25 protein-coding genes are annotated in these 26,637 nt (G+C 67.3%); 12 read left to right on the forward strand and 13 right to left on the reverse strand.

Translation table 11 applies throughout. The features are described from left to right. Positions 1-52 precede the first annotated feature (52 nt). Complete coding sequence (locus ACFC0O_RS33220) at positions 53-1,180, forward strand: transglycosylase family protein (RefSeq protein ID WP_375964978.1); 1,128 nt, start codon at positions 53-55, stop codon at positions 1,178-1,180. A 102-nt stretch (positions 1,181-1,282) separates the two neighbouring features. On the opposite strand, the gene ACFC0O_RS33225 is transcribed toward ACFC0O_RS33220, so the two are convergent. After that, on the reverse strand, positions 1,283-2,050 hold the full coding sequence (locus ACFC0O_RS33225) for an SDR family NAD(P)-dependent oxidoreductase (RefSeq protein WP_375966393.1): 768 nt from the start codon (positions 2,048-2,050) through the stop codon (positions 1,283-1,285). Between the two features lie 150 nt (positions 2,051-2,200). Here ACFC0O_RS33225 and ACFC0O_RS33230 point away from each other — a divergent pair, with 150 nt between their 5' ends. The 3 genes from ACFC0O_RS33230 to rsmA all read left to right on the forward strand — a co-directional run bounded on the left by ACFC0O_RS33230 (position 2,201) and on the right by rsmA (position 5,706). After that, positions 2,201-3,361: a lipase family protein gene (locus ACFC0O_RS33230; protein WP_375964980.1), complete on the forward strand. Its 1,161-nt coding sequence runs from the start codon at positions 2,201-2,203 to the stop codon at positions 3,359-3,361. 222 nt (positions 3,362-3,583) lie between these two features. Beyond that, the gene (locus ACFC0O_RS33235) at positions 3,584-4,720 is read left to right on the forward strand and encodes an alpha/beta fold hydrolase (protein WP_375964983.1); all 1,137 of its coding nucleotides are present in this window, start codon (positions 3,584-3,586) and stop codon (positions 4,718-4,720) included. Between the two features lie 104 nt (positions 4,721-4,824). Next, positions 4,825-5,706, forward strand: coding sequence for a 16S rRNA (adenine(1518)-N(6)/adenine(1519)-N(6))-dimethyltransferase RsmA (gene rsmA, locus ACFC0O_RS33240; RefSeq protein ID WP_375964986.1), 882 nt, complete (start codon positions 4,825-4,827; stop codon positions 5,704-5,706). Between the two features lies 1 nt (position 5,707). On the opposite strand, the gene ACFC0O_RS33245 is transcribed toward rsmA, so the two are convergent. The 6 genes from ACFC0O_RS33245 to ACFC0O_RS33270 all read right to left on the reverse strand — a co-directional run bounded on the left by ACFC0O_RS33245 (position 5,708) and on the right by ACFC0O_RS33270 (position 11,200). Next, a complete protein-coding gene (locus ACFC0O_RS33245) occupies positions 5,708-6,484 on the reverse strand; it encodes a hypothetical protein (protein ID WP_375964989.1) in 777 nt (258 codons plus the stop codon). Positions 6,485-6,502: 18 nt separating this feature from the next. Next, entirely contained in the window at positions 6,503-7,000 is a 498-nt protein-coding gene (locus ACFC0O_RS33250; protein ID WP_364642081.1) for an LpqN/LpqT family lipoprotein, read from the reverse strand. Between the two features lie 156 nt (positions 7,001-7,156). Further along, a complete protein-coding gene (locus ACFC0O_RS33255; RefSeq protein ID WP_375964993.1) occupies positions 7,157-9,397 on the reverse strand; it encodes a heavy metal translocating P-type ATPase in 2,241 nt (746 codons plus the stop codon). Then, positions 9,397-10,281: a hypothetical protein gene (locus tag ACFC0O_RS33260; protein ID WP_375964995.1), complete on the reverse strand. Its 885-nt coding sequence runs from the start codon at positions 10,279-10,281 to the stop codon at positions 9,397-9,399. The genes ACFC0O_RS33255 and ACFC0O_RS33260 overlap by 1 nt, the downstream gene beginning before the upstream one ends. Next, a complete protein-coding gene (locus ACFC0O_RS33265; protein WP_364642071.1) occupies positions 10,282-10,488 on the reverse strand; it encodes a copper ion binding protein in 207 nt (68 codons plus the stop codon). It lies immediately after the preceding gene. 100 nt (positions 10,489-10,588) lie between these two features. Beyond that, positions 10,589-11,200 (reverse strand): TetR/AcrR family transcriptional regulator, encoded by a 612-nt coding sequence (locus ACFC0O_RS33270; protein WP_375964997.1) that lies wholly within the window; start codon positions 11,198-11,200, stop codon positions 10,589-10,591. Positions 11,201-11,281: 81 nt separating this feature from the next. Between ACFC0O_RS33270 and ACFC0O_RS33275 the strand changes: the two genes are divergently transcribed. From ACFC0O_RS33275 to ACFC0O_RS33285, 3 genes are all read left to right on the forward strand, one after another. Then, entirely contained in the window at positions 11,282-12,034 is a 753-nt protein-coding gene (locus ACFC0O_RS33275; RefSeq protein ID WP_375965000.1) for an SDR family oxidoreductase, read from the forward strand. A gap of 23 nt (positions 12,035-12,057) precedes the next feature. Next, positions 12,058-12,993: a 4-(cytidine 5'-diphospho)-2-C-methyl-D-erythritol kinase gene (locus ACFC0O_RS33280; RefSeq protein WP_375965003.1), complete on the forward strand. Its 936-nt coding sequence runs from the start codon at positions 12,058-12,060 to the stop codon at positions 12,991-12,993. A 91-nt stretch (positions 12,994-13,084) separates the two neighbouring features. Further along, on the forward strand, positions 13,085-14,878 hold the full coding sequence (locus ACFC0O_RS33285; protein WP_375965006.1) for an ABC-F family ATP-binding cassette domain-containing protein: 1,794 nt from the start codon (positions 13,085-13,087) through the stop codon (positions 14,876-14,878). A gap of 66 nt (positions 14,879-14,944) precedes the next feature. Here ACFC0O_RS33285 and ACFC0O_RS33290 read toward each other — a convergent pair whose 3' ends face one another. Together ACFC0O_RS33290 and ACFC0O_RS33295 are read right to left on the reverse strand one after the other, a co-directional pair. Next, positions 14,945-15,805 (reverse strand): Abi-alpha family protein, encoded by an 861-nt coding sequence (locus ACFC0O_RS33290; RefSeq protein WP_375965009.1) that lies wholly within the window; start codon positions 15,803-15,805, stop codon positions 14,945-14,947. Next, on the reverse strand, positions 15,796-17,073 hold the full coding sequence (locus tag ACFC0O_RS33295; protein ID WP_375965011.1) for a hypothetical protein: 1,278 nt from the start codon (positions 17,071-17,073) through the stop codon (positions 15,796-15,798). Before ACFC0O_RS33295 ends, ACFC0O_RS33290 begins: the two co-directional genes overlap by 10 nt. A gap of 362 nt (positions 17,074-17,435) precedes the next feature. Here ACFC0O_RS33295 and ACFC0O_RS33300 point away from each other — a divergent pair, with 362 nt between their 5' ends. Both ACFC0O_RS33300 and ACFC0O_RS33305 read left to right on the forward strand, forming a co-directional pair. Beyond that, complete coding sequence (locus tag ACFC0O_RS33300; protein WP_375965013.1) at positions 17,436-18,263, forward strand: DUF4393 domain-containing protein; 828 nt, start codon at positions 17,436-17,438, stop codon at positions 18,261-18,263. 115 nt (positions 18,264-18,378) lie between these two features. Further along, on the forward strand, positions 18,379-18,903 hold the full coding sequence (locus ACFC0O_RS33305; RefSeq protein WP_364642045.1) for a nuclear transport factor 2 family protein: 525 nt from the start codon (positions 18,379-18,381) through the stop codon (positions 18,901-18,903). 30 nt (positions 18,904-18,933) lie between these two features. On the opposite strand, the gene ACFC0O_RS33310 is transcribed toward ACFC0O_RS33305, so the two are convergent. Then, positions 18,934-20,562, reverse strand: coding sequence for a peptide chain release factor 3 (locus ACFC0O_RS33310; RefSeq protein ID WP_375965015.1), 1,629 nt, complete (start codon positions 20,560-20,562; stop codon positions 18,934-18,936). 53 nt (positions 20,563-20,615) lie between these two features. Further along, positions 20,616-21,224: a TetR/AcrR family transcriptional regulator gene (locus ACFC0O_RS33315; protein ID WP_375965018.1), complete on the reverse strand. Its 609-nt coding sequence runs from the start codon at positions 21,222-21,224 to the stop codon at positions 20,616-20,618. Positions 21,225-21,344: 120 nt separating this feature from the next. On the opposite strand from ACFC0O_RS33315, the gene ACFC0O_RS33320 reads away from it, so the two are divergent. The 3 genes from ACFC0O_RS33320 (at position 21,345) to pth (ending at position 23,475) form a co-directional block, all read left to right on the forward strand. Then, positions 21,345-22,013, forward strand: a complete 669-nt coding sequence (locus ACFC0O_RS33320) for a lysophospholipid acyltransferase family protein (RefSeq protein ID WP_375965021.1) — start codon at positions 21,345-21,347, stop codon at positions 22,011-22,013. A 250-nt stretch (positions 22,014-22,263) separates the two neighbouring features. Beyond that, complete coding sequence (locus tag ACFC0O_RS33325; protein WP_364642036.1) at positions 22,264-22,872, forward strand: 50S ribosomal protein L25/general stress protein Ctc; 609 nt, start codon at positions 22,264-22,266, stop codon at positions 22,870-22,872. Positions 22,873-22,893: 21 nt separating this feature from the next. Then, on the forward strand, positions 22,894-23,475 hold the full coding sequence (pth, locus tag ACFC0O_RS33330; RefSeq protein WP_375965024.1) for an aminoacyl-tRNA hydrolase: 582 nt from the start codon (positions 22,894-22,896) through the stop codon (positions 23,473-23,475). Positions 23,476-23,530: 55 nt separating this feature from the next. On the opposite strand, the gene ACFC0O_RS33335 is transcribed toward pth, so the two are convergent. Both ACFC0O_RS33335 and ACFC0O_RS33340 read right to left on the reverse strand, forming a co-directional pair. Continuing rightward, the gene (locus tag ACFC0O_RS33335) at positions 23,531-25,177 is read right to left on the reverse strand and encodes a fatty acyl-AMP ligase (protein WP_375965026.1); all 1,647 of its coding nucleotides are present in this window, start codon (positions 25,175-25,177) and stop codon (positions 23,531-23,533) included. A 117-nt stretch (positions 25,178-25,294) separates the two neighbouring features. Beyond that, complete coding sequence (locus ACFC0O_RS33340; protein ID WP_375965029.1) at positions 25,295-26,467, reverse strand: aminotransferase class V-fold PLP-dependent enzyme; 1,173 nt, start codon at positions 26,465-26,467, stop codon at positions 25,295-25,297. Positions 26,468-26,637: the final 170 nt, after the last annotated feature.

Consider the following 26,637-nt stretch of genomic DNA (forward strand, 5'->3'; position numbering starts at 1 on the left):
TGTCAATCCCTGACCGCCTCGTTATCGTACTGTGACCATGCCGGGATTTCCGATGAAAGCCATGACGAAGATCAACTCGTCGCGGTCGCCGATGCTGTACGGCGCCATCGCGGCGATGCTTGTCACGCTCATCGTCGGCGCGGGCCTGGCCATTGTGAACAAGAAGACCATCACGGTCGTGGTGGACGGGCAGGCCACCGTGCACGACACCATGTACCTGAATGTGCGCGGCATTCTCAAGGACGCCGGCTACGGCATCGACGCGCGTGATGACGTATCCCCTTCGCCCGGTTCGCGAATCGGCGACGGCGCGACCATCCGGCTCAATCGCGCGCGCGAGGTCTCGCTCATCGTCGACGGCACCCGATCCAAGGCGTGGACCACCGCGCTCACCGTGGCCGAGGCCATCGTGAAGCTGAATCTGCCCGGCGACGTGTTCAGTTCGCCCTCGCGGCCCACCCCGCTGCCGCTTGAGGGCGCGCAATTGCTCATCACCAATCCACGCACCGTGGAACTCGCCGATAACGGGAGCGCGCCGTCGCTGGTGCGATTGGCCGCGCCGACCGTCGGGCAGCTGCTGGAGGTGCAGGGTCGTCCGCTGGTCAATCAGGATTCGGTCGAACCGTCCCCGACCACACCGCTCACCGACGGTATGAAGATCGTGGTCACCCGCAAGGTGATCGAAAAGCGCACCGAGCGGGTGCCTTTGGATCCGCCGGAGAACATCATCCAGGATCCGACGCTCAATATGAGCCGCACCATCGTCGAGAATCCGGGCGTACCGGGCACCCAGGACGTCACCTTCGCCGTCTCCATCGTGAACGGCCGCGAGGCGGGCAAGGATCCGGTGCAATCCACCGTGGTCGTCCCCGCCGCACCCAAAACCATTCGCAAGGGCGCGAAACCCGGCACCGAGGTGCCCGAGGTCAAGGACGGCCCCATCTGGGACGCCCTCGCCAAATGCGAATCCACCGGCAACTGGGCCATCAACACCGGCAACGGCTACTACGGCGGCATCCAGTTCGACCAGAGCACCTGGGAACGCCAGGGCGGCACCCGCTACGCCCCGCGCGCCGACCTCGCCACCCGCGAAGAACAGATCGCCATCGCGGAGGTAACCCGCGCCCGCCAGGGCTGGGGCGCCTGGCCCGCCTGCACCAGCCGCCTCGGCATCAGTTAGCGCGCCAGATATGGGTAAGCGCCCGAAACGAATTCGGGCGCGACCTTCGGGGGTTCGGGGGCTTGCCCCCGAAATCCCTTCTGGGCGTGGGGTGTAACCCCACTACATCAGTGCGCCGCCGTCGACGCGCAGCTCGGTGCCGGTCATATAGCGACCGTCATCCGATGCCACCATGGCGACCGCGCCCGCGACATCCTCGGGCTTGCCCAGCGCGCCGCCCTCGATCCATCCGGGCAGCCGCGCCAGCAGCGACCAATCCGAATCGGCGGGCAGGTCCAGTCCCGCGGTGAGGCTGGTGCCGATACCGCCGGGCACGATATTCACCGCGCGCAGACCCTTTTTCACGTATTCGAGCGCGATGGCGTGGGTGAAGGCGTTCACGCCCGCCTTGGACGCGGCGTACGCGGCCATATACGGCACCGAGCCGAACGCGGAGGTGGAGGAGAAGTTGACCACCACGCCGCCGTGCGGTGATTCGAGCAGCGTCGGCAGCGCGGCCTGGGTCATCAGGAAGGTGCCGGTGAGGTTGACCGTGAGTACCTGATTCCAGGTCTCCAGGGGCAGTTCGTGGGTGTGCCCGGCGCGCATGATGCCCGCACCGTTCACCAATACGTCCAGCCCGCCGAGGAATTCGACGGCCTGCCCGAGTACCGCGCGCACGGATTCGGGATCGGCGACATTCAGATTCAGGGTGTGCAGCCGGTCCCGTGATTCGGCAGGGGTGGCGTCGATGGTGGCCTGCAGGCCGCTGTCATTGATATCGGCGGCGACCAGCTGGGCGCCTTCGGAGAGCAGGCGCAGGGCGATGCCCTGGCCGATTCCGGAGCCTGCTCCGGTGACGAGTACTCGACGTCCGTCGTATCTGCGCAACATGGCGCGAAATTAGAACAAGTTTCACTACGCGTCAATGGTTGGCCGAAATCGCCGATCACAGAGTTTTCTCATACTGGACGGTTGATCTAATAGCTAAGCTCAGTGCCGCTGTCGAATTGTTCCAGGGTCGGGCCCGATGGAGGATTAATGCGGTTGTTCGGTTGGCGCGCGCGGATTTTCACCGCCGCCATGGCCTCGGCGGGTTCGCTGCTCATGATCCCGGGAGCCCCCGCGCACGCCGCGACGGCGGGCACCGTGATCGATACGACCGCACATCCCGACGGCTGGCGCGGTATGTCCAACGGCTCCAGCGTGGACTACTGGACCACCCGCTCCAACGGCGAACCCGTGCAGGCCAGCGGCGCGCTCATCATTCCACCCGGCCCGGCCCCCGCCAACGGCTGGCCGATCATGGCCTACGACCACGGCACCTCCGGCCTCGGATCCGGCTGCGGCGGGCAGAGCGATGTGAGCCGCTTCAGCCGCCCCAAGGAGGACGCGATCCTCCAGTACTTCGTGAACAAGGGCTTCGCGGTGGTCGCCCCCGACTTCCTCGGACTCGGCAAATTCGATACCGGCCCGCACCCCTATCTGGAGACCCGCACCGAGGCCACCGCCACCATCGATCTGGTGCGCGCCGCCCGCGAAGCGCATCCGGAACTGTCGAAAACCTGGGCGCTGACCGGATTCTCGCAGGGCGGGCACGCGGCGCTGGGCGCGGCCAACCTGCAGGCGAGCTATGCCCCCGAGCTGGATTTCCGCGGCACCATCGCCTCGGACCCGGCCTCGGATGTGGAGAAGTTCGTACCCCTGGCCGGTCCCTACGTGCCGGAGATTCCGGGCCAGAACGGTAATGCCATCGACGGATTCGTCGTCAGCATGCTCGCCGGATTGCGCGCCACCCATCCCGAACTCGATCTGAACAGCTATCTGACCCCGCGCGGTCAGGACGTGCTGGATCGTGCCGGCAGCCTGTGCTTCAACGACATCATGAAGGTCGTGGACGGCACCTCGGTCGGTGATCTGCTCGCCCGCCCGCTCGGCGACGATCGCTTCCGCGCCGCCATCAACGAGTACATGACCCTGCCGACCGCCGGTTACAACGCGCCGACCCTGTTGCTGATCAACGTGACCGACATGGTGGTGCCCTCACCGCTGCACGCCGCGCTGATCGCACAGCTCGCTGCGAACGGTCAGGACTTCGGCGTGGTCACCGGCACCGGCGGTCATACCGAACTCAATCCGGCCATGTGGTCGGCCATCGACGCCTTCACCGCGCGCGTACTCGCCACACCCACCAGATCCTGACCGCCGGATCCGGGCCACCGCGCAGCCCGGGACCCGCGGTCCGCCGGACGCCCGCCCGCCTCCCCTCGGCAGGCGGGCGTTCTCTATTCCGCCCGAATTTGTCCAGCAACTGTCAAGCAAATAGTTTGTCCGGTGAACACCTCGGAAGGGCAATCCCGCTTCCGAGGCGCAACCGGTGGAGGATTTGTGAGATTTACCAGCACTTTCGCTCGAAGACTTACGATGACGGCCGTGGCGTCCAGCACGCTGCTGATGCTGCCGGTGACCCCGGCGCAGGCGGACGCACCCGGGTCACTGATCTCGGCAACCCGTCAGCCCGATAGCTATCACGGCATCGCGAACGGCTCCCTGGTGGAGTACTGGACCACCCGATCCAATGGTGAGCAGGTCCGGGCCAGCGGTGCCATGTTCATTCCGGCGGGTCCGGCTCCCGCGGGCGGCTGGCCGATCATGGCCTACAACCACGGCACCACCGGACTGGGCGCGAACTGCGGCGGCCAGTCCGATCCGGCGACCGCGCCGCTGCCGGTGCCGCTGGCCGCCGATGAGACGCTCATGCGGTACTTCGTTTCGAAGGGGTTCGCCGTCGTCGCCCCCGACCATCTCGGCCTGGGCGTCTTCGATACCGGCCCGCACCCGTATCTGGAACTGCGCACCGAGGCGACCGCCACCATCGATATGGTGCGCGCCGCCCGCGCCGCGAATCCGGGACTGTCGCGCACCTGGGCGGTGACCGGTATGTCGCAGGGCGGTCATGCCTCGCTGGGCACCGCCAACCTGCAGGCGTCGGCCGCACCGGATCTCGATTTCCGCGGCACCATCGCCATCGATCCGGCCTCGGATGTGGAGAAGGCGCTGCCCATCGCCGGGCCTTGGGTGCCGCAGCTGCCCGGTGAAATCGGCAGTGGCGTAGGCGCTTTCAGTACCAGCATCCTTGCGGGCATGCGTGCCGCCCGTCCCGACGCGCAGGTCGACAGCTATCTGACCGAGCGCGGCCGCCGTCTGCTCGATGACATCGGGACCGAATGCCTGCCCGCCATCTCCGAGCGTATGTCGCAGGTGTCGATGGGCGAGCTGCTCGCGCGCCCGCTGTCCGAGGGCCCGTTCCCGGCGGTGCTGCGGGACTATATGACCGTTCCGGTCCGGGGCTATGACGCGCCGATCCTGCTGCTGCTCAACGCCACCGACACCACCGTCCCGTCCCCGCTGCACGGTGCGCTCGCCGCGCAGTTCGCGGCCAATGGCGTGGACTTCGACACGGTCGTCGGCACCGGATCGCACTGCCAGTTGAATCCGGCGATGTGGGCCGCCATCGAGGACTTCAGCGACCGCGTGCTGGCCACTCCCGTCCAGTCCTGACCGCCGCCCGCCCGATGCGGCCTGGAGGGGATCGCATCGGGCGGGCGCGTGTCGGCCGCGGGCCGAGGCCGGAGCGGCGCACGCGGGTTGATAGGTTTCGCAGGGTGTCCGAACCCGAAATCGCCGCTCGTGGAAAAGCCGCCCTGCTAGGTCCCGCCGAGGTGCGGGCGATGGCCGAGCGATTCGGTGTGCGCCCGACCAAGCAGCTCGGACAGAACTTCGTGCACGATGCCAACACCATGCGGCGCATCGTGTCGGCGGCCGGGGTCACCGGCGATGACGTGGCCCTGGAGGTCGGTCCCGGGCTCGGCTCGCTCACCCTGGCCCTGCTCGATGTCGCGGATCGGGTGATCGCCGTCGAGATCGATCCGGTGCTGGCCGGGCACCTCCCCGGCACCGTCGCGGACCGCGCCCCGGAACTCGCGGACCGGCTCACGGTTGTGGAGAAGGACGCCCTGCGGGTGCAGGCCGCCGATCTGCCCGCCGCACCCACGGCGCTGGTCGCGAACCTGCCCTACAACGTGGCGGTCCCGGTGCTGCTGCATCTGCTGGCCGAATTCCCCAGCATCCGAACCACTCTCATCATGGTGCAGCTCGAGGTCGCCGACCGCCTCGCCGCCACCCCCGGCGGCCGCATCTACGGCGTGCCCAGCGTGAAGGCGGGCTTCTTCGGCACCGTCCGCCGCTCCGGCACGGTTGGCCGCCAAATCTTCTGGCCGGTACCGCAGGTCGAATCCGGTCTGGTGCGCATCGACCGCTACGCCGAGGCGCCCTGGCCGATGGATGAGGATCACCGTAAGAAGGTCTTCGAGGTCATCGACGCCGCCTTCGCGCAGCGCCGCAAGACCCTGCGCGCCGCGCTCGCCGGTTGGGCGGGCTCCCCGGTCGAGGCCGAAAGGCGTTTGGTGGCAGCGGGAATCGCCCCCACCGCGCGCGGTGAGACCCTCGACACCGCGGCGTTCGTCCGCCTGGCCGCGCAGGCGTGAACTAGTCCGGCAGGCTGAGCATGGCGCGCAGATTGGCGGTGGTCACCGTCGCCCGCGCCTGCGGGTTTTCGGCCATGTAGGTGATGAGCGAGAGCAGCGCGTTCGGTTCCACATGCCATAGCGTCGGCATCAATTGATATGTGCCCGTGCCGATTTCGCGGTGGGTGACCGGATCTTCCAGGCGGAACGCCACCGTGGCCGTCCCGCTCTTGGGCTGGGTGCGGCTCTGGATATCGGTGAGTTGTTCCCACGGCGCGTCCAGCTTGCCGCCCATGCGGATTCGATCCCTGCCGAGGGTCAGCGCCGGGCGCTCCAGCAATCCCATCGGTCCGATGACGAGGAAGAACGCCAGCAGCACCCCGCCGAGAATGGCCACCGGCAGGACGTGAATCTCGAAGCCCCACAGCGTGATTCCGCCCAATGCCACCAGCAGGATGGGCAGCAGGAGGAGATTGGACTCCCCGCGCAGCGGGCGGTGCAGCACGAGCGCCCCGGGCTCTTCGGTGACGGTCGGCGGCGGCTCACCCAGCACCAGGGACGCGGGAAAGAACAGGGACAGCGCGAGGAACAGCAGCGCCACTCCGACCGGCCGGTGACCGGCGAATCCGCCGAGGGCGAAGGACACCGCCGCCGCGAACAGGCCGAAGGAGATCAGCCCGGCGAACATGAGGCCGAGCCCGCCGCTCACGGTATTTCGTTCCCGCCGCGGCCACCGGTCGAGCCACCGATAGCCGGGCGGGAGGGATGATTCCCCCGAAGCGGTGTGAAATTCCGGCACTCTACGAACTGTATGGAGTTACACCTGGATTCGCAGGGCATCGAGCAGTCCGTCTTCGATTCCGTCGCCGTCGGCGCGCGCGGTCACGGTGAGCTGCACCAGATATTCGTAATTGCCAACGGGGACAATCACATAGCGGGTGTGCACCCACAGGACGAGGGCGTCCACGGAATAGGTGCCGCTCACCGCCGCCGACGGAAAGCCTTGGTAGTCGGCGATTTCCGCGCCGAGTTCACGCCAGTCCGGCAGCTGGCGGGCATCGGCGAACGCCGACTCCAGCAGTTCGGCCGGATTCGAGGGCTTGGACAGCCGGCCTACCAGCAGCACGACATTGTCCGCCCAGCCGTTCTCCGGCGGGCGGGTGAAGACGCCGTACGCGCCCGGGAACATGGCGGCGTCCACGGCCTGCCAGCTGTCGGCGAGCGGCAACTCGACCCGCGGTGTCCCGGCCTCGCCCGGCTGCACCGGCGCGATCTCGATCTCCGCTGCGGCCAGGTACTCGGCAATAGTCGTCACGAACTCTGCTCCTCGGCATCGCGGGCGAGGCGGTCCCCACCGCGTTCGCCAGCCATTGAACACGAACCGCTCCCGCACCCGACCGCGCGCCCCGCATACGGCCGGGGCCGTCCGGATCGGATGATCCGAACGGCCCCGGTGACAGCCGATATTCGCTCAGCCGCGGAAGCGGCGCAGGCGCAGGCTGTTGCTGACCACGAAGACGCTGGACAGCGCCATGGCGGCACCGGCGAGCATGGGGTTCAGCAGACCCGCGGCGGCCAGCGGGATGGCAGCCACGTTGTAGCCGAAGGCCCAGAACAGATTGCCCTTGATGGTGCGCAGGGTGGCCCGGGACAGTTTGATCGCGGTCGGGACCGCGAGCAGATCGTCACGCACCAGGGTCAGGTCGGCCGCCTGGATGGCGACGTCGGTGCCGGTGCCCATGGCCAGGCCGAGGTCGGCCTGCGCGAGCGCGGCCGCGTCATTGACGCCGTCGCCGACCATGGCGACCACCTTGCCCTGCTCCTGCAACCGTTTCACCACGGCCAGCTTGTCGCTGGGCAGCACCTCGGCGATGACCTCGTCGATGCCGACCTGATCGGCGACGGTGCGGGCGGTGGCGGCATTGTCACCGGTGAGCAGCACCGGGGTGAGGCCGAGCGCCCGCATCTCCGAAATCGCCTGCGCACTGGTCGGTTTCACGGCATCGGAGATGACCAGTACGCCACGAGCGATACCGTCCCAGGCCACCGCGATGGCCGTCTTCCCGGCCTGCTCGGCCCGAGTCTTGGCATCCGCCAGCACTTCCGGCAGCGTGATGGACCAGTCTTCGAGCAGTTCGTTGCGGCCGATGACGACCGCCCGCTCGCCGACCAGACCCTGGACGCCCTTACCGCCGTGACTGACGAACTGTTCGACGGTCTCGGTATCGAGCCCGCACTCGGCCGCGCCCTTCACCACGGCCTTGGCGACCGGATGTTCGGAGCCGTGCTCGACCGCCGCGGCGACCGCCAGCAGTTCGTCCACGTCCACGTTCGACGCCGGAATCGCTTCCGCCAGCGTCATTTTGCCGGTGGTCACGGTGCCGGTCTTGTCCAGCACCACGGTGTCGATGCGCCGGGTCGACTCCAGCACCTGCGGACCCTTGATCAGGATGCCCAGTTGCGCGCCGCGACCGGTGCCCACCAATAGCGCCGTGGGAGTGGCCAATCCGAGTGCACACGGGCAGGCGATGATCAGCACCGCGACGGCCGCGCCGAAGGCGGTCGAGACGGCCGCGCCGGTGCCGAGCCAGAAGCCAAGGGCCGCGACGGCGATCCCGATGACGATCGGCACGAACACCCCGGCCACCCGATCGGCGAGCCGCTGCACGGGAGCCTTACCGTTCTGCGCCTCCTCGACCAGCGAGGCCATCTGCGCCAGTTGGGTATCCGCGCCGACCCGGGTGGCGCGCACGGTCAGCAGACCGCCCGCGTTCACCGTCGCGCCGACCACGGCATCGCCCGGACCGACCTCCACCGGCACCGATTCACCGGTGAGCATGCTCATATCGAGGGCCGAATTGCCTTTGACCACGGTGCCGTCGGTGGCGATCTTCTCGCCCGGTCGCACCAGGAATTCCTCGCCGACCCGCAAATCGCCCACGGGGATACGGGTTTCGGCGCCGCCGCGTACGACCGCGACATCCTTCGCGCCCAACTCCAGCAGCGCGCGCAGCGCGGATCCGGCCTTCTCCTTGGATCGGGTCTCGAAATACCGGCCCGCCAGAATCGCGGTGATCAGCGTCGCCGCCACCTCGAAGTACAGCGCCGAGGACGAGTCGCCGCGGGTGATGGCAAGGCTGAAGGGGTGTTTCATGCCCGCCATGCCCGCATCACCGAAGAACAGCGCGTACACCGACCAGCCGAAGGCGGCCAGGGTGCCCAGTGAGATGAGCGTATCCATGGTGGCCGCACCGTGTTTGGCGTTCACCCACGCGGCGCGATGGAATTGCGCGCCGCCCCACACCACGATGGGTGCGGTCAGCGTCAGCGAAAGCCATTGCCAGTTGGTGAATTGCAGTGCCGGGATCATGGCCATGGCGACCACGGGGATGGCCAGTGCCAGCGTCACCAGCAGCCGATGGCGCAGCAGCTGAGTCGCACCGGGGGCCGAATCACCCTCGCTATCAGCGGGTTTCACCGGTTCGGTGCTGTGCACGGCGGCGGTGTAGCCGGTGTCGACGACCTTCGCGATCAGATCATCGGCGGTCACCGACTCCGGGAAGCTGACCTTCGCCTTCTCGGTGGCGTAGTTCACCGTGGCGGTGACGCCGTCGATCCGGTTGAGCTTCTTCTCGATGCGGGACGCGCAGGAGGCGCAGGTCATACCGCCGATTTCCAGCTCGATGGACCGCTCCTGGGCTGGGGCGCTCATCAGTGACCTCCTCCGTGCTGCGAATGCGCGTCCGAAGCGGATGCGGCGGTTGTGGTTTCGTTGGTGAATTCGGCGGTGTGCACCGTTCCGCCGTGCTGGAAGTCCAGGTACAGGCGGTACGTGCCATCGCTCGGCGCTTGCGCGTGGAAGGCGACTTCCGGTCCGGGAGCGGTCTTTCCGACCTCGTCCTCGGGGTGCACGTGCAGGTAGGCGAGATCGCTCGCCCGCAGTGCGACCAGGTGCGCGTACGCGCCCAGGTAGGGCTGCAAATCGGTGACCGGTTTACCGTCGCGGGTGACGGTGAACTTCACTTCGCTTCCGGCGGTGGACAGATCGCCGTTCAGGGTGACCTGGTAACCGTCCACCTGCGCGGTCTTGGACGCGGGAGGCAGCGGTTTGGCGACCGCGTCCCCGGCGACGTTCACGGTCCGGCTGAGCGTCAGCTCGCCCGGGCCGCCCGCGGGGGAGAAGTCGGTGAAGACCCGATAGGTGCCGGGTTCGGCCCACTTCCAGTCGATGGACCAGGTGCCGTCGGCGGCGAGTTCGGGATGTACGTGCCGGAATTGGCTCGCATCCGAACGGACCACGATCAGGTGCAGGTTCTTCTCGTGCAGACTGTTGTATTTCGTGACGGACCCCTGCGGTCCGGTGATCCGGAAGCGTAGTGCCCCTTGCTGATTCGCGGCGGTCGGGGCGGTGACATCGGTGAGGGCGTACCCCTGCTCACTGCCGGCGAGTCCCGGGGCGGCCGCGGTGGAATGCGCGGAGGTCGTGCCGGAGGCCGACTCGGCCGGATCGCCCACCAGGGCGCCGATGCCGAGTGCGGCCCCGAACAGTACGACCAGTCCGCCACCGAACGCGGCGAACTTCAGTCGATCGTTCATTCAGCTCGCCACCTCGTACCCGGCTTCGTCGACGGCGGCCGTGACATCGGCGTCGGCGATCGGAGCGGTGGACTCGACCTTGACCAGCCCGGTGGCGAGATCGACATCGACGCTGGTGACACCGTCGATCTTGCCGATCTCCTTCCGGACCGATCCGACGCAGTGGCCGCAGGTCATGCCGGTGACGGTGTAGGTGCTGGTGGCCATTTCGACTCCTCGACTCGCGCTATACGGTGCGGGGGTATCCCCGACACTTCGAAAACATACCCCCCATGGGTACCTGGCGCAAGCGGTTCGGTGTGGAAATTCAGCTCTTCGCGGCCTCGGATTCCGGCCACACCCGTAGTGCCAGCTCAGCGACCTGTGCCAATTCCGCGCGGCTCGCGCCATCGCGGGCGGACTGTGACATGCCCTGCATGACCGCGCCGATATAGCGGGCCAGCGCGTCCGCATCGGTGTCCGCGGGCAGCAGTCCGGCGGCGATATCGACGCGGATCCTATCGGCGAAGGCGTGCACATTGGCGGTGCGCATGCCCTCCAGCATGGTCGCGACCTCGGTATTGGTGGTGTTGATTCCGGCGCTGATCACCATGCAGCCGTTCGGGAGTCCGGGCACGGTGTACTCCAGTGCCGCCTCGCGCAGGGTGCGGGCCACCGCGTCCCAGGCGGTCGGTTCCTCGGCGAGCGCGCGGGCCGCGAAACCCGCGTAGTGGTTCGTGTACACGCCGACGGACTCATTGAACAGCTGCTGTTTATCGCCGAAGGCGGCGTACAGGCTTGGCGCGCCGATGCCGAGCTCACCGGTGAGGTCGCTGATCGAGGTGGCCTCGTACCCCTGTCGCCAGAACAGTCGTAAAGCCTTGTCCAGGGCGGCATCTCGGTCGAATTTCCGGGGTCGGCCCCGGGTGGGTGTGGCCATGCCTCCCATTTTATAGCGTTCGCTAGATAATGTGCTACGGTCCCTTTCTGTAACGATCGCTAGATAAAGGGAGCACCGCTCATGAGCGCACTCGCAGGCAAGACAGCACTGGTCACCGGCAGCGGCCGCGGCATCGGACGCGCCATCGCGCTGCGTCTGGCGCACGACGGCGCACGGGTCGCGGTGCACTACAACCGCGATACCGCCGCCGCCAAGGAGACCGTCGCCGCCATCGAGGCCGCGGGCGGTTCGGCCTTCGCCATTCAGGCCCGGCTCGGCGTACCCGGTGATGCCGAAGCCCTGTGGACCGCCTTCGACGCACACGCCGACGGGCTCGACATCCTGGTCAACAACGCCGGGACCGACGGCATCCGCGAACCCATCGGCGGCACCGATGAGGAATCGTTCGACCGCGTATTCGCGATCAACACCAAATCCCCGTTCTTCGTGACGAAACTCGGGATCGAACGCCTGCGTGACAACGGCCGCATCGTCAGCGTCTCGACCGGTCTCACCCGCGGCGCGTATCAACCGCAGCTGCTCGCCTACACCATGACCAAGGCCGCCATCGACGCGCTGACCAGCATCCTCGCCAAAGAGCTTGGGCCGCGCGGCATTACGGTCAACGCGGTGGCTCCCGGAGCCATCGACACCGATATGAACGCCAGTTGGCTGCGTACCCCCGAGGGGCAGGCCGATACCGCCGCCCGCTCCCCGCTGAACCGGGTCGGCCAGCCCGGCGACGTCGCCGATATCGTAGGTTTTCTCGCCTCCGACGCCTCCCGTTGGGTTACCGGTCAGTGGATCGACGCCACGGGTGGCGCACTCCTGTAGGTAACTGCAACTAGGCTGTGCGCGTGCTGTCTGTTGTGCCCAGCCCCGTCGTCGTGCGCGCGCCCTCGAAGGTGAACCTGCACCTCGGGGTGGGTGATCTTCGCGAGGACGGATACCACGACCTCACCACCGTTTTCCAGGCGCTCTCGCTGAGCGACGATCTGGAGATCGCCCCCGCGGCCGCCCTCACCGTGCAGGTCACCGGTGAGGGCGCCGATGAGGTGCCCACCGATCGCGGAAATCTGGTGTGGCAGGCCGCGGTCCGGCTCGCACATCTGGGCGGGCGCGCACCGCTGGTGGAATTCGCCATCGCCAAGGGCATTCCGGTGGCGGGCGGTATGGCGGGCGGCAGCGCCGATGCCGCCGCCGCCCTGCTCGGGCTGAACGAACTGTGGGAACTCGGCCTCACCCGCGTCGAATTGTCCGATATCGCAGCCGAACTCGGCAGTGACGTCCCCTTCGCCCTGCACGGCCAGACCGCCCTGGGCCGCGGACGCGGCGAGGAACTGCTCCCGGTGCTGTGCCGCAACACCTTCCACTGGGTGCTCGCCCTCGCCAAGGGCGGCCTGTCCACCCCGGCGGTCTTTCACGAACTCGACCGCCTCCGCGATATCGGCGACCCGCCGCGCCTGGGCAGCCCCGAAGCCCTGCTGCAAGCCCTGGCCTCCGGCGATCCGCATCAGCTCGCACCGCTGCTCGGCAACGATCTGCAAATCGCCGCCCTGTCCCTGAAGCCGGAACTCCGCCGCACCCTGCGCGCGGGCGTCACCGCTGGTGCGCTCGCGGGCATCGTCTCCGGCTCCGGCCCCACCTGTGCCTTCCTCTGCGAATCCGAGGAAGCCGCGATAGCGGTCGCCGCCGAACTCTCCGGCGCGGGCGTCTCCCGTAGCGTCCGCACCGCCCACGGCCCGGTTCCGGGCGCGCGCATCGTCTCCGGAGCCGTCGACTCCAAGCGCTGACCCACGCGCGGCTCCGGCCCCGATTCGCACCCTCGGTAGGCTGGACGAGGGGCAAATACCGTTTGCGCCCGTCGACGCGACAGAAGGATTCATGGCCAACCTGATCAACCTGGAACAGGTCAACAAGAGTTTCGGTGTTGCACCACTGCTCGAGAACATCTCCCTCGGTGTGCAGGAGGGGGAGCGGATCGGGGTCGTGGGTCTCAATGGTGGCGGTAAGACGACACTGTTGGAGGTGCTGACCGGGCTCGAAGAGCCGGACAGCGGCCGGGTCAGTCGGGTCGGCGGTTTGCGCATGGCCGTGGTCACACAGCGCGGGGTGCTGCCCGATGGCGCGACCGTCGGTGAGGTGGTGCTGGCGGGGCTCGCCGAGGATCAGATGACCGACGGTGTGGCCGAACACGAATGGGCCTCCAACCACCGTATTCGCAATGTGGTCGAGGGCATCGGCATCGCCGACCTCGGCATGGATTCGCTGGTGGCCAACCTCTCCGGTGGTGAGCGCCGGCGTACCGCGCTGGCCGCCGCGCTGGTGCGCGATCTGGACCTGCTGGTGCTGGACGAGCCCACCAACCACCTCGATGTCGAGGGCGTGCAGTGGCTGGCCGAACATCTGCTGTCCCGCCGCAGTGCGCTGGTGGTCGTGACCCACGATCGCTGGTTCCTGGATACCGTCGCCACCCGCACCTGGGAGGTACAGGGCGGCAAGGTGGAAACCTACGAGGGCGGTTACAACGACTGGATCTTCGCGCGCGCCGAGCGTTCCCGGCAGGCCGATGCCAGCGAGCAGCGCCGCCAGAACCTGGCGCGCAAGGAGCTGGCCTGGTTGCGGCGCGGTGCGCCCGCGCGTACCTCCAAGCCGCGCTATCGGATCGAGGCCGCGGAGGCGTTGATCGCCAATGTGCCCGCGCCCCGCGACAAGGTGGAATTGGCCTCGTTCGCGCGTAAACGCCTGGGCCGCGTGGTGATCGAGCTCGAGGACGCCACCCTGGCCACCCCCGACGGCCGCGAATTGGTCGGGGATCTGACCTGGCGGCTGGCCCCGGGTGAGCGCGTCGGCCTGGTCGGGGTGAACGGTTCGGGCAAGACCACGCTCTTGCGCGCGCTCGCCGGCGATACGGAATTGCAGGCCGGTAAGCGCATCGAGGGCAAGACCATCAAGATCGGCTGGCTGCGCCAGGAACTCGACGATCTGCCCCTGGATATGCGTGTGCTGGAAGCGGTTCAGGATGTCGCCATGCGAACCATGCTGGGCGATAAGGAGATCAGCGCCGGACAACTGGCCGAACGCCTCGGTTTCACCCCCGCCAAACAGCGCACCCCCGTCGGTGATCTGTCCGGTGGTGAACGCCGTCGCCTGCAGCTGACCCGAATCCTGATGAGCGAACCCAACGTACTGCTGTTGGACGAGCCCACCAACGACCTGGATATCGACACCCTCCAGCAGTTGGAAGACCTGCTCGACAATTGGGCGGGCACCATGGTCGTCATCTCGCACGACCGGTACCTGGTCGAGCGCATCTGCGACACCACCTGGGCGCTGTTCGGCGACGGCAAGCTCACCAACCTGCCCGGCGGCATCACCGAATACCTGAAGAAGCGGTCCGCCATGGTGGCCGCGAAATCCGGTGCGGCGGCGGCGAATACGAGCACCGGCGCGACCACCACCACCGATGCGGCCGCGCACCGCGCCGCCCGCAAGGAACTGTCCAAGCTGGAGCGCTCCATCCAGAAGCTCGATGAGCGGGAGTCGAAACTGCATGCCGCCCTGGCGGATGCGGCCACCACCCCGGACAAGCTCATCGCCCTGGGCACCGAACTGAAGCAGGTGCAGACGGAGAAGGAAGCGGCCGAGGAGCGCTGGCTGGAACTCGCCGACATCTGATCCGGCAGCCCCGAACAATCGAAAGCCCGTGTCCGACAGGGACACGGGCTTTTCGTTCGGCCGATATCAGCCGTGTTGTTCGAGGGGCGCGGCCTGATCCAGTGCCGGGACCGGCAGGCAGGTGCGGACGAATCCGGCGCCGAACGAGGTGAGTTCGATGGTGCGGTACAGGACCTTGGTGCCGAAGCCCGCGCGCTTGAGCAGCCGCCGCACCTCCGGCTGCGCTTCCAACAGCTGATAGCGGTTCGGATTGCCGAGCGGCTCGCGCGTCACATCGACCAGGCCGAGCCGATCCAGGTTGACGAGATACTCCTCGACCCGGTTCGGGTAGCGCAGTCCGGCGTCCTCGCCGAGCAGATTGAATTCGCCGCCACCGGAATTGCGCCCGGTGCGCACCGCGAGCAGCGGCTGCGGGCCGTCCAGGTAGAGGTACCGGATGACGCGCGCCTCATCGGGCGCGAGCTCGCCCAGAATCCGCGCGTACGCCGGATGCCGTTGCGCGTCATCGTCATCGTGGAATTCGGCTGAGCGGCGGAGCAATTCGGCTCCGCGCGCGCGGAGCACGGTGGGGGAGCAGGGTTCGGCGGAGGCCACCTCGACCGCTTCCGGTGCGGGCACGCCGAGGGCTTGGCGCACCGAATGCCGCACCTGCGCACCGGCATCGGAGAGTATGTCGCGCGGCGCCTGCCCGGCCATACTGCCGCGCAGCACCACCGAGGTGACACCGAGCGCGGTGCTCAAGCCCCACACCCCGGCCTCGACGGCGGCCGAAACCGCCACGCGCACCACGCCTCCGGCGGCGCGTACCGGCCCGGCCGAGGCGGTGGCCGTCACCGGAACCGGCAGCGGCGCGGTGGGCCGCACCACCAGCGTGGTGGAGGTATCGGCGGGATCCCCTTCGCCCGAGTCGGTTTCGGTCATATCCATGAGGTAGCAACTCCTGTTCCGAAGATCAGGAGGTGAGCGTAACCGGCCAGCAGCCCCAGCACACCGCCATGGACAAACAAGAGCCATTCATCTTGTTTGATGGCCGAACGGAGCATGTCCACGAACTCCGGCGGCGGCAGCGCCGACATTTGTTTGGCGATGTACTCCTGCACCTGCTTGCCCTGCTGCACGTTGAACGCCGGGTCCGCGAAGGCGATCGGGGCGATCTTCATGGACTCGGCGGTGAAACTGTCCTGCAGCGAGTCGTATTCGCGATTGCCCAGGAAGAACTTCACCGCCCCGCGCGCCGGGCCGAGCGCCTGATCGGCGGCGGGTTTGAGGGTGTCCGCCAGCATCTGCATGGTGCGGTCCGAGCGCGGCCCGTTGAGCAGTTCGTCGCCGATATTGGCGACGGTCATGATCTGGCTGGCCACCATATCGGCGTAGCCCTCGGTGATCTCGGGCTGCCGCTTGACCAGCAGCCCCTGCCGCCACGGGCACCACCACTTCGGGTAGGCGGGGGCGAAGATCATATTGATGCCGACCCAGTTGACCACCCAGCCGATCACGATGCCGCCGAGCGGCAGCACCGCCAGCGCCGACCATCCGGTCCAGTGCAGGATGCCGACCAGCAGCAGACCCATGGGCGCGCCGAAGTAGAAGCCGAAGTTCTGCATGAATCGCAGTTCTTTGGCCCCGAGCACCTGGAACAGGCTGTTGAGCAACTGCGGTCGCGCCTGGAAGTAGCGAATGACCATCTGCTTGACGTCGAGCAGTTGATCGATGTTGTTGCCGAGTTCATCGGTGAGTTCGCGCAGAATTGTCGGGAGCTGTTCGGCTACCCGGTTGTGCACCATCTCGCGGACGCCATTGGGCAGGTTATACCAGAGTTGTGGATGTTCACGCCGCAGAATGTCTTCCACGATGTCACGAATCTGGAGTTCTGCTATTTCAGTCAGGTGTTCCGCGAGCTTGTCGGGTTCGAGTTCGCGATAGAAGTCCGCGACGTTTCCGAGTTTCGCCAGCCCTTTGTCGACGGCAATGCTCGCCATCTTGTCCGCGCGCGACGGAACGATCCCCTGCCAGCCCATCCGCCCGTCGTACTGCAGCAGCGGCAGCACCTGAATCCGCTTGGGCAGGAAGGGAAACAGCGCCGCCAGCCCCGGCATGCGGAATCCGTGGAAGCTCACCGGTTTGAACAGCATGAGCACGCCGGTCCAGTTGGTGATGTATCCGATGACGCCGGTGAACAATGGAATCGTGATCAATTCCAGCAAAATTGTCGGGTGTACTCCGAAGACACTCTCTAGCAACGTCACCCTCCTGCCGACCCACACCGGTACCCGCCGCCGGCATCAACCCCATCGGCGTCTCGGACCTTACTGTGGATTCAGGAAGTGAGTCCAGTGACGCAGTGTCTGGGTCGGAGATCTCGGTCACAGTGTTCCACCCCGGTGTTCCACTGTTTCGACTTCACCGCGAGAATGGCGGGGACTGCGGGTGGGTCTAGCGGCATAATCTGTGGACGATCTAGTTCACCTGGCAATATTCGGAGATGGACGTGACAGACGACAGGACCTCGCAGTCGCAGGGGGGTGCAGGCGAGGTGGTCCGTCCGGGTCCCCGTGCCGTGGAACGCAGCTCGGACGTCGAGCAGCGCCAGATCAGCAATGAGGCCCGGATGATCCGCGGGGTCTTCCGCGCGGCCGGACTCGCCGTCGGCACCGCGGCGCGCGGTAGCCAGTGGGCGGTCGGCACCGGCTTCGATATCACCAAACAATTGACGCAGGCGGCCCTGGACGGCGAATCCTCGGCGGATATCGCCGAGCGCACCGGTGCGGCACTGCGTTCCATCGCGCGCAGCGCGCTGGGCGTCACCGAGGGTTCGGTGCGCGAAATCGTCAGTTACGTACCGACTCCCGTGAACGGGCCGAATCAGCACGCCATCGGTGCGGGCGCGCTGTTGCGCTCGGCCACCAGCGAGGAACTGCGCCGCCGCGGTGACGCGCTGCTCGCGCGGTCGGCCGATGTCTACTTCACCGAGGACGTGCATCCGGCCTACGACCGGATCCTCGATCAGCTCGCGCCCGATGAGGCGCGCATCCTGCGCTTCATGGCCTTGAACGGCCCGCAGCCGACCGTGGATGTGCGCACCAACCGGCCGCTCGGCATCGGTTCGGAGCTGGTGCAGGGCGATCTGACCTCGGTGCCCGAACAGGCGGGCGTCCGCTATCCCGATCGCGCCCGGCACTACCTGATCAACCTGAACCGGCTGGGCCTGACCACCACCTCCGATGATCCGGTGGTGCTCTCGCGCTACATGGTGCTCGAAGTGCAGCCGGTGGTGGAGTCCGCGCTGAAGAAGGCGGGCCGCGTGCCCAAGATCGTCCGAAAGAGCCTGCGGCTGACCGAGTTCGGCGAGGACTTCTGCACCACCTGCTTCAGCATCGCGCACTGACTCGACTCGAACCCCGGTGCGAACCGGGGTGCGAGAGTGCCGCGTTGATAGCGATACGGTACTAATGTGCGCTAAATTTCGAGTATCCCGCACCTCTGATGGGATTGTGGGTGTTATGGATTCCGATGCGGTCGCCGCGATCAGCCGGTTGAAGTTCCGGTATCTGCGTGCCCTCGACACCAAGTCGTGGGAGGAGTTCGCCGACACCATGATCCCGGAGGCGACCGCCACCTACAGCGAGTACCTACAGTTCGAATCCCGGGACGCGTTCCTGGCGTTCATGCGCAATACGCTCGGCCCGCACGTCATCACCGAACACCGCTGCGACCACCCGGAAATCGATGTCACCGGCGATAAGGCGGTCGGCACCTGGTACCTCGCCGATACGGTCCTGATCCCGGGCCACAATATGCTGCTGCGCGGCGCGGCCTTCTACTCCGACCAGTACGTGAAATGCGATGACGGCAACTGGCGCATCGCGCACACCGGTTACGAGCGCACCTACGAAGTGGTCATGTCCCTCTCGGACCTGCCGAGCCTGCGCCTGACCTCCAGCCGCTGGGGTCTGATCGCCCGCGATCCGGCCGATACCCCGCGCACCGATCCGGCCCCGCCCGACGCGACGGGGACCATGGGCTGACTCCCGTCATTCCGGCCGACGAGCGAATGCTCAGTCGGCGGTCGCGACCAGCGGTTCGAGCGTCAGATTCGGGTGTTCCTTCTGGACGTAGGCCAGCTTCCACTTGTCACCGAAGAGCGCGAGCATCACACCGTCGGTGCGGGTGAACACTTCCACGCCGCGCTGGCGGCCGAGTTCGACCGCCGATTCGGCATCGGTGCGGCGGGCCAGCTGATACGGCAGCGAGTCGAGATTGGTCTCGACGTTGTACTCGCCGAGCATGCGCGCGGTCACGACCTCGAACTGCATCGGGCCGACGGCGGCCAGCACGGGGGAGGCGTCACCGCGAATATCGTTGCGCAGCACCTGAACCACGCCCTCGGAGTCGAGCTGGTCGATGGCCTTGCGGAACTGCTTGTACTTGCCCGCGCTCTGCGCGCGCAGGGTGGCGAAGTGCTCCGGCGCGAACGACGGGATCGGCGGGAACTGCACCTTCTTGTCCGCGAACAGCGTGTGCCCCGGAGCCAGCGCGGTCGCGTTGACCAGACCCACCACATCACCCGGGTACGCGGTGTCGACGGTGGTGCGCTCGCGGCCGAAAATGGTGAGCGCGTACTTGGTGGCGAACGGGCGGCCGGTCTGCGCGTGCGTCACCACCATGCCGCGCTCGAATTCGCCGGACACGATGCGCATGAAGGCGAGGCGGTCGCGGTGCGCGGTATCCATACCGGCCTGCACCTTGAAGATGACAGCGCTGAACGGATCGCCGGTCTCGCGCGGCCGATCATTGATGTCGATGCGGGCGCGCGGCGCGGGCGCGAGTTCGATGAGCGTCTCGAGCAGTTGGCGCACACCGAAATTCAGCATGGCGGAGCCGTAGATGACCGGTGAGGTGTGCCCGGCCAGGAACAGTTCCTGATCGTGGTCCTGTCCGGCGGCGGACAGCAGTTCGCTCTCCTCGACGGCGGTGATCCAGGCCTCGCCCTCGCGTTCGGCGGCCTGTTCGGGTGTCAGATGCTCCTCGGGCGCGATGGTCGCGCCGCCCGCGGTGCGGGTGAAGTGGATGTATTCGGCGGGTGCGCCTTCCGCGCCGCGGCGCAGCAGGCCGCGGAAATCACCGGCGATGCCGACGGGCAGGAACAGCGGGGTGGGGGTGAGTCCGATGCGATCGATGATCTCGTCGAGCAGTTCCAGCGGCGCCTGGCCCGGCCGGTCCCACTTGTTGATGACGGTGATGACGGGGATGCCGCGATCGCGCGCCACCTGAAAGAGCTTGAGCGTCTGCGGTTCCAGGCCCTTGGCCGCGTCGATGAGCATGACCGCCGCGTCGACCGCGGTGAGCACGCGGTAGGTGTCCTCGGAGAAGTCGGAGTGACCGGGCGTATCGACGAGGTTGATCACGCAGTCGCCGTATTCGAACTGCAGCGCCGTGGAGCTGACGGAGATACCGCGCGCCTTCTCCATTTCCATCCAGTCGGAGACGGTGGACTTGCGCCCCGCCTTGCCGTGGATGGCGCCGGCCTCGGAGATGACCTTCGCGTGCAGCGCCAGCGCTTCGGTGAGCGTCGACTTACCGGCGTCCGGATGGGAGATCACCGCGAAGGTGCGCCGCCGGGCCACCTCGTCGGCCAACCGCCCGGAACTGGGTGCGGTGGTCGCGCTGGCAGTCGGGGAACTCACGGGGGACTCCTTCGCAGACGAGGCAACCGAACCAGGGTACGCGACGAGGCCCGTCAGCCGAGATGGCGGGTGATGGCGTTGGCGACCAGGCGGGCCGGATCCGCGCCGGGCGCGATGGCTTCGATGCTGCGGTTGGCGACCACGGTGGCGATGCCGTGCAGGCTGGTCCACAGGCTCAGTGCGATCTCGGCGGCGTCGAGGGGGGTTGCGCCGGGTTCGGCCGCTGGGATGTTCGAGGCGACGAGTTCGCGCCAGCGGCGGAAGAGCGGGAGCGTGACGTTCACGCGCAGGTTCTCGCCCGCGCCCTCCAGCAGGTCGTGGCGGAACATGAGGGTGAACATCTCGGGGCGGCGCGCGGCGAATTCCATGTAGGCGAGTGCGGTGCGTTCGAGTCGATCGCGGGGCGCGGAGGCCGGAGCGGCGGGGGATAGCGGCGTATCCGCCTGTATCGCTTCGAGTCTCGCGCCGAGGTCGGCATAACCGCGCGCGGCGATGGCGGCCAGCAGCGCGTTGTGGGTGGGGAACCAGCGGCGCGGTGCACCGTGCGACACCCCCGCTTCGCGGGCGATGGCGCGCAGGCCGAGCTGTCCCGCACCGACCTCCTCGAGCATCTCGACCCCGGCGCTCACCAGCCGTTCCCGCAGCGGCTCAACCACACTCATGCCGCACATCCTCCCAAGTTCTGTGTGCGATTCATCGTAGACACTGTCTACTCGCATGGTGTAGACCTGATTACGACCGCGTAGACGATGTCTACGCATCTGGCTTCCGGGGAGGTTCTCGTGTGGTACTGGCTGTTGAAACATGTGTTCGTCGGACCCCTGCTCAGGCTGATGGGCAGGCCGGAAGTCGAAGGGCTGCACCATGTTCCGGCTGACGGCCCGGTGATCATCGCCGCCAACCATCTGGCCGTGGTGGATTCGCTCTACCTGTGCCTGGTGCTGAACCGCCCGGTCACCTTCATCGCGAAGCAGGAGTACTTCACCACCGGCGGCTTCCGCGGCCGGGTGAACCGCTGGGTCATGAAGGCCACCGGACAGGTCCCCGTCGATCGCACCGGCGGGCAGGCCGGGGGCGATTCCCTCGCCGCGGCCGTGCGAATTCTGGAAGCGGGCGGCATCTGGGGCATCCACCCGGAGGGCACTCGCTCACCCGACGGCCGCATCTATCGCGGCCGCACCGGCGTCATCCGGGTCGCCATGCAGACCGGCGCGCCCGTGGTCCCCGTGGTGCTGTCCGGCACCGATCGGGTCAATCCGCGCAATCGCCGCTTCCTGCGCCCGGCCAAGGTGCGCATCTCCATCGGCCGCCCGCGCTACTTCGTCCCCGCCGATCGCAATGGCGTGCGGCAGGCCACCGATGAACTGATGGCGGATCTGGTGCGCCGTTCGGGTCGCCCCTATGTCGATTGCTACGCAGCCACATTCAAGGATCGGGCCGAGGCCGCGTAGTCGAAGGGCGACACCTTACCTCGCGGAGGTGGGGGTGGTGCGGAGCATCTATCACCGCGTGTTAAAGTCTTCAGGTTGTCTCGGCGAGGGTGCGACACCCCAAAAATGTCCACCGTGATCGACGGGCTCGGCTTCCGGCCGTCCCTGTTGGTCTTCGCCCGACGAATAGACCAACATCGCGCCAGGGCGGCAATATCCCCTGGCCAGCACGCTGACATCAGCCCGGACGAGCCCGTAGGAGTAGACAGTCATGTCCGACGCCAACCTTCTCGAAGCCACTGTACGCACCGAGTTCGGCAAGGGTGCCGCGCGTCGTACCCGCCGCGACGGCAATGTGCCCGCCGTGCTGTACGGCCACAACACCGAGCCGCAGCACCTCGCCGTGAACGCGCGTGAATTCGCCGCCATCCTGCGTGAGCACGGCACCAACGCCGTGCTGAACCTGGACATCGCGGGCAAGAAGCACCTGGCGCTGACCAAGTCCGTGGTCGTGCACCCGATCCGTCGTTACATCGAGCACGCCGACCTGCTGGTCATCCGTCGCGGTGAGCGCGTCGTCGCCGATGTGCACGTGAACCTGGTCGGCGAGGCCGCCTCCGGCACCCTGGTCACCTCCGATGTCACCGTGCTCTCCATCGAGGCCGACGTCATGAGCCTGCCCGACGCCATCGACGTCTCCATCGAGGGCGTCGAGGCCGGCACCCAGATCAACGCGGGCGATATCACCCTGCCCGAGGGCGTCACCCTGGCCGGCGACGCCGACGCGCTGATCGTCAACATCATCGCCGCCCCGGCCTCCGCGCAGGAGACCGAAGAGGCCGCCGAGGCTGCCGCCGCCGGCGACTCCGCCGCCGAGTAATACTGCCCCACAAGGGTTCTCGTGACCGAGGCGACGGCCGGGCCCGCGCTCGTGGTCGGACTGGGTAATCCCGGTTCCGAATACGAGCGCACCCGGCACAATGTCGGATTCATGGTCGCCGATGTGCTCGCGGAGCGCGTCGGCGGCCGTTTCACCGTGCACAAGAAGTCCGGCGCGGACCTGCTCGAGGCGCGCCTGGACGGGCGCAAGGTGCTGATCGCCAAACCGCGCAGCTATATGAACCTGTCCGGTCGCCCGGTCGCGGCGCTGGCGAAATTCTTCTCGGTGCCCGCCACCGAGGTGATCGCCATCCACGATGAACTCGATCTGCCGTTCGGCGTGATCCGGTTGAAGCAGGGCGGCGGCGAGGGCGGGCACAATGGCCTGCGCTCCATGTCGCAGGCGCTGACCACCAAGGATTACCTGCGGGTCCGGTTCGGTATCGGGCGTCCGCCCGGCCGCCAGGATCCCGCCGACTATGTGCTCAAGCCGTTCTCGGCTCCCGAGCGCAAGGAGGTGCCGGTGATCGTGGAGCAGGCCGCCGACGCGGTGGAGCTACTGCTGCGCGTGGGCCTGGAGCCCGCGCAGAACCAGTTGCACTGAGCTGTAAAGACTTTCGCACCCCCGTCCGGATTCCGGACGGGGGTGTTCGCTTTTGTCAGCCGAGTTGGGCGGTGGTGGCCGAACGGCGCAGCTTGCCGGAGGAGGTCTTCGGGAGCGCGCCCGGGCCGAGGATGGTGACGCTGCGCGGGCGCACGCCCACCTCGGAGAAGACCGCGTGCACGATATCGTGTTCGATGCGTTTGACCTCGCCGGGATTCTGAAAGTCGTTGCTCTCCACCACGACCGCGAAACTCTCGCGCTTCTGGCCCGCGTCCAGGCGTACCGCCACCGCATTGCCGGGGCGAACTCCCTTGATGCGCAGGGCCGCCCGTTCGATATCGGTGGGGAAGATATTGCGCCCGCCCATGATGATGACGTCCTTGATGCGGCCGCACACCACTACCAGGCCGTTCTCGGTGATGTAGCCGATATCGCCGGTGTCCAGCCAGCCGTCGGCGTCCTGGGCGGGGCGGAAGCCCTCGGTGGTGACGTAGCCGGAAGTGACGGCGGGACCGCGCAATTCGATCACGCCGACGCTGCGCGTCGGCAGCGGCTGCCGGTCGGCGTCGACGACCCGGCCCTCCAGGTTGTCGACCAGATAGCCGAGCGTGGGCAGGCGGCGCACCGCGCCGTGATGGTGTTCGGGATCGCGCACCGGCACCGCCTTGCCGATCGCCTCCAGCAGATCGGCGTCGACGACATCGAGCACCTGCCCGAGGCCGGGATCCGGAATCGATACCGCGAGGGTGGTTTCGGCCATTCCGTAGACCGGGGTGAGCGCCATCGGGTTGAGCCCGAAGCGTTTTCCCGCTGCGGCGAGGGTGTCCATGGTGTCGGCGTCCACGGGTTCCGCGCCATTCCACATATATCGGACACTGCTCAGATCGAACGCGCCGTCCTCGGCGTTGCGAAGTCTGCGTGCCAGCAGGGAATACGCGAAATTCGGTGCGGCGGTGACCGTTCCGCGATACTTCGAGATCAGTTCGGCCCACAGGATTGGCCGCACCAGGAAGTCCAGCGGTGTCACGCACACCACCTCGGCGCCGAACTGCATTGGCACGCTGAGGAATCCGACCATGCCCATATCGTGGAACAGCGGCAGCCAGCTGATCATCACATCGTCGTCGAGCTGGAATTTCACCCGATCGAACATGGCGTAGGCGTTCACGAAGAAGTTGCCGTGCGTGATCCGCACCGCCTTCGGCGAGCCGGTGGAGCCGGATGTCAACTGCTGTAAGGCGATATCGTTCTCACCCGTCGGCAGCGGATCGATCGGCTCGCCCGCGCGCATCTCGTCGATGGTCACCACCGTGATGCCGCGCTCGGCCAGCAGCGGAGCCGCGGCCTCGAACGGTGCGCCCAGGATCACCGCGCGGGCCTCGATCATGCCGAGCACGGTTTCGGTGTCCTGTGCCCACACCATCAGATCGGTGCGCGGAGTCGGCTGATGCAGCATGGTGATCGAGGCCCCGCGCATCCAAACCGCCTGGCAGGCAGGGGCGATATCGACGGGCATGCCCGCGAGCACGCCCACGGCGTCACCGTGCCCGATGCCCGCGGCGGCGAGCCCGCCGGCCATTTGTCTTGCGATGCGGTGGATCTCGCCCCACGACTGCCGCAGCGGGGCCTCCGGTTCCCCGGTCACCAGTCCATGTGTGGAGGTGTCCGCGGTGGCATACATTTCCTCGGTGAAGCGGCTCACGATCGACTCCTCAAACGCTGGCCGGACTCACCTCAACTATCCCGCCGGAACCCCTGTCCTGTTAACAGTTTCGGAATAGTTGCCAGCGCGCACAAGCTTCGCAACAAGATCGACGACTCACTCCAGCGCGGCGACCGCCGCCACGAAGCGGTCGAGGTCCTCGAAACTCACGAAGGCGTGCGGGGAGGCGCGCACCACCGAATCGAGATCGCGGGCGGTCATATCGAGCAGGGTGGAGGAACGGTGGCTCACGGTCACCGTGATGCGCTCGGGAGCCAGCCGATCGCGCACCTGCACCGGTGCGAGCCCGTCCACGGTGAACGACACGATGCCCGCGTGCCGGAGCCCCTGATCGCGCACGGTCACCCGGGGGAGCTCGCGCAGGGCCGCCCGCAGGAGTTCCGCGCGCTCGGCGATGGCCGCGTAGATCTCGGCCGGGCCCTGGTCGAGCAGGTATCGGACCGCCGCGCCCAATCCCAGCCGGGCCGCGATATCGCACTCCCAGAATTCGAAGCGGCTCGCGTCGGCGGCGAGGGTGTACTTGTCCGGACCGGTCCATTCGGCGCTGTGCAGATCCAGCCGGGTGGGTTCCATGGTGGTGGCGAGTTCGGGGCGCACGTACAGGAACCCGGTCCCGCGCGGGCCGCGCAGCCATTTGCGCCCGGTGGCGGACAGCGCGTCCACATCGAGTTCGGCCACATCCAGGGGTAGCTGGCCCGCCGATTGGCAGGCGTCCAGCAGGACCAGCGCACCGGCGCGGCGGGCGATGCGCGCGGCCTCGGCGACCGGATTCGCCAGGCCGCCATTGGTCGGAACATGAACCAGCGAAACCAGTTTCACCCGTTCGTCCACCATGGTTTCCAGCGCCGCGAGATCGATCTGCCCATTGCCGTCGCTCGGGATGGTCTCCACCGCGGCCCCGCTCTGCCGTGCGCGTTGCAGGGCGGCGATGGCATTGCTGGCGTAGTCCGCGCCGGAGATGAGAATGCGGTCGCCGGGCCGCAGCGGGACCGAGTAGAAGAAGTCGCTCCAGGACCGGCTGGCGCTGTCGCTGAGCGCGATGGCCGCGGCGGGGGCATTGATGAGCTGCCCGATCGCGGTCTTGACGCCGTGCAGATCGTCCAGGCGTTCGGTGGCGGCGCGATAGCCACCGATCTCCGCCTCGCGGCGCAGATGTGCGATCTGGGTGTCCACGACCACCTGCGGCGGCAGTGATGAGCCCGCGCTGTCGAGAAAAATCTGGCCTTCGCAACCGGGTGTATCGGCGCGCAACCGGGCAATGTTCACCATGAATCGACCATATCGGTTGGTGTGTTCCTCATTTCGTAAGTTTTGTTGTCGGTGTTCATCGCTACTCTGGATTGATCGCCCGGCATGCCGGGCAGGGTTGGTTTGATCGAGTGGAGGTCGACATGGCTGTTTCTGCGTCCCTCTCCGATTTGCCGCGAGTTGCCGGGCAC

The sequence above is a fragment of the Nocardia sp. NPDC056100 genome, assembly GCF_042266325.1.
In the GTDB taxonomy this organism is placed as follows: Bacteria; Actinomycetota; Actinomycetes; order Mycobacteriales; family Mycobacteriaceae; genus Nocardia.

Coding starts and splice junctions, on each gene's coding strand:
- ACFC0O_RS33270 (WP_375964997.1), bottom strand. CDS start 11,200: ATGGCCACACCCACCCGGGGCCGACCCCGGAAATTCGACCGAGATGCC.
- ACFC0O_RS33235 (WP_375964983.1), top strand. CDS start 3,584: ATGACGGCCGTGGCGTCCAGCACGCTGCTGATGCTGCCGGTGACCCCG.
- ACFC0O_RS33290 (WP_375965009.1), bottom strand. CDS start 15,805: ATGGATATGACCGAAACCGACTCGGGCGAAGGGGATCCCGCCGATACC.
- ACFC0O_RS33325 (WP_364642036.1), top strand. CDS start 22,264: ATGTCCGACGCCAACCTTCTCGAAGCCACTGTACGCACCGAGTTCGGC.
- ACFC0O_RS33285 (WP_375965006.1), top strand. CDS start 13,085: ATGGCCAACCTGATCAACCTGGAACAGGTCAACAAGAGTTTCGGTGTT.
- ACFC0O_RS33260 (WP_375964995.1), bottom strand. CDS start 10,281: ATGAACGATCGACTGAAGTTCGCCGCGTTCGGTGGCGGACTGGTCGTA.
- ACFC0O_RS33230 (WP_375964980.1), top strand. CDS start 2,201: ATGCGGTTGTTCGGTTGGCGCGCGCGGATTTTCACCGCCGCCATGGCC.
- ACFC0O_RS33265 (WP_364642071.1), bottom strand. CDS start 10,488: ATGGCCACCAGCACCTACACCGTCACCGGCATGACCTGCGGCCACTGC.
- ACFC0O_RS33340 (WP_375965029.1), bottom strand. CDS start 26,467: ATGGTGAACATTGCCCGGTTGCGCGCCGATACACCCGGTTGCGAAGGC.
- ACFC0O_RS33220 (WP_375964978.1), top strand. CDS start 53: ATGAAAGCCATGACGAAGATCAACTCGTCGCGGTCGCCGATGCTGTAC.
- ACFC0O_RS33275 (WP_375965000.1), top strand. CDS start 11,282: ATGAGCGCACTCGCAGGCAAGACAGCACTGGTCACCGGCAGCGGCCGC.
- ACFC0O_RS33315 (WP_375965018.1), bottom strand. CDS start 21,224: ATGAGTGTGGTTGAGCCGCTGCGGGAACGGCTGGTGAGCGCCGGGGTC.
- ACFC0O_RS33305 (WP_364642045.1), top strand. CDS start 18,379: ATGGATTCCGATGCGGTCGCCGCGATCAGCCGGTTGAAGTTCCGGTAT.
- ACFC0O_RS33255 (WP_375964993.1), bottom strand. CDS start 9,397: ATGAGCGCCCCAGCCCAGGAGCGGTCCATCGAGCTGGAAATCGGCGGT.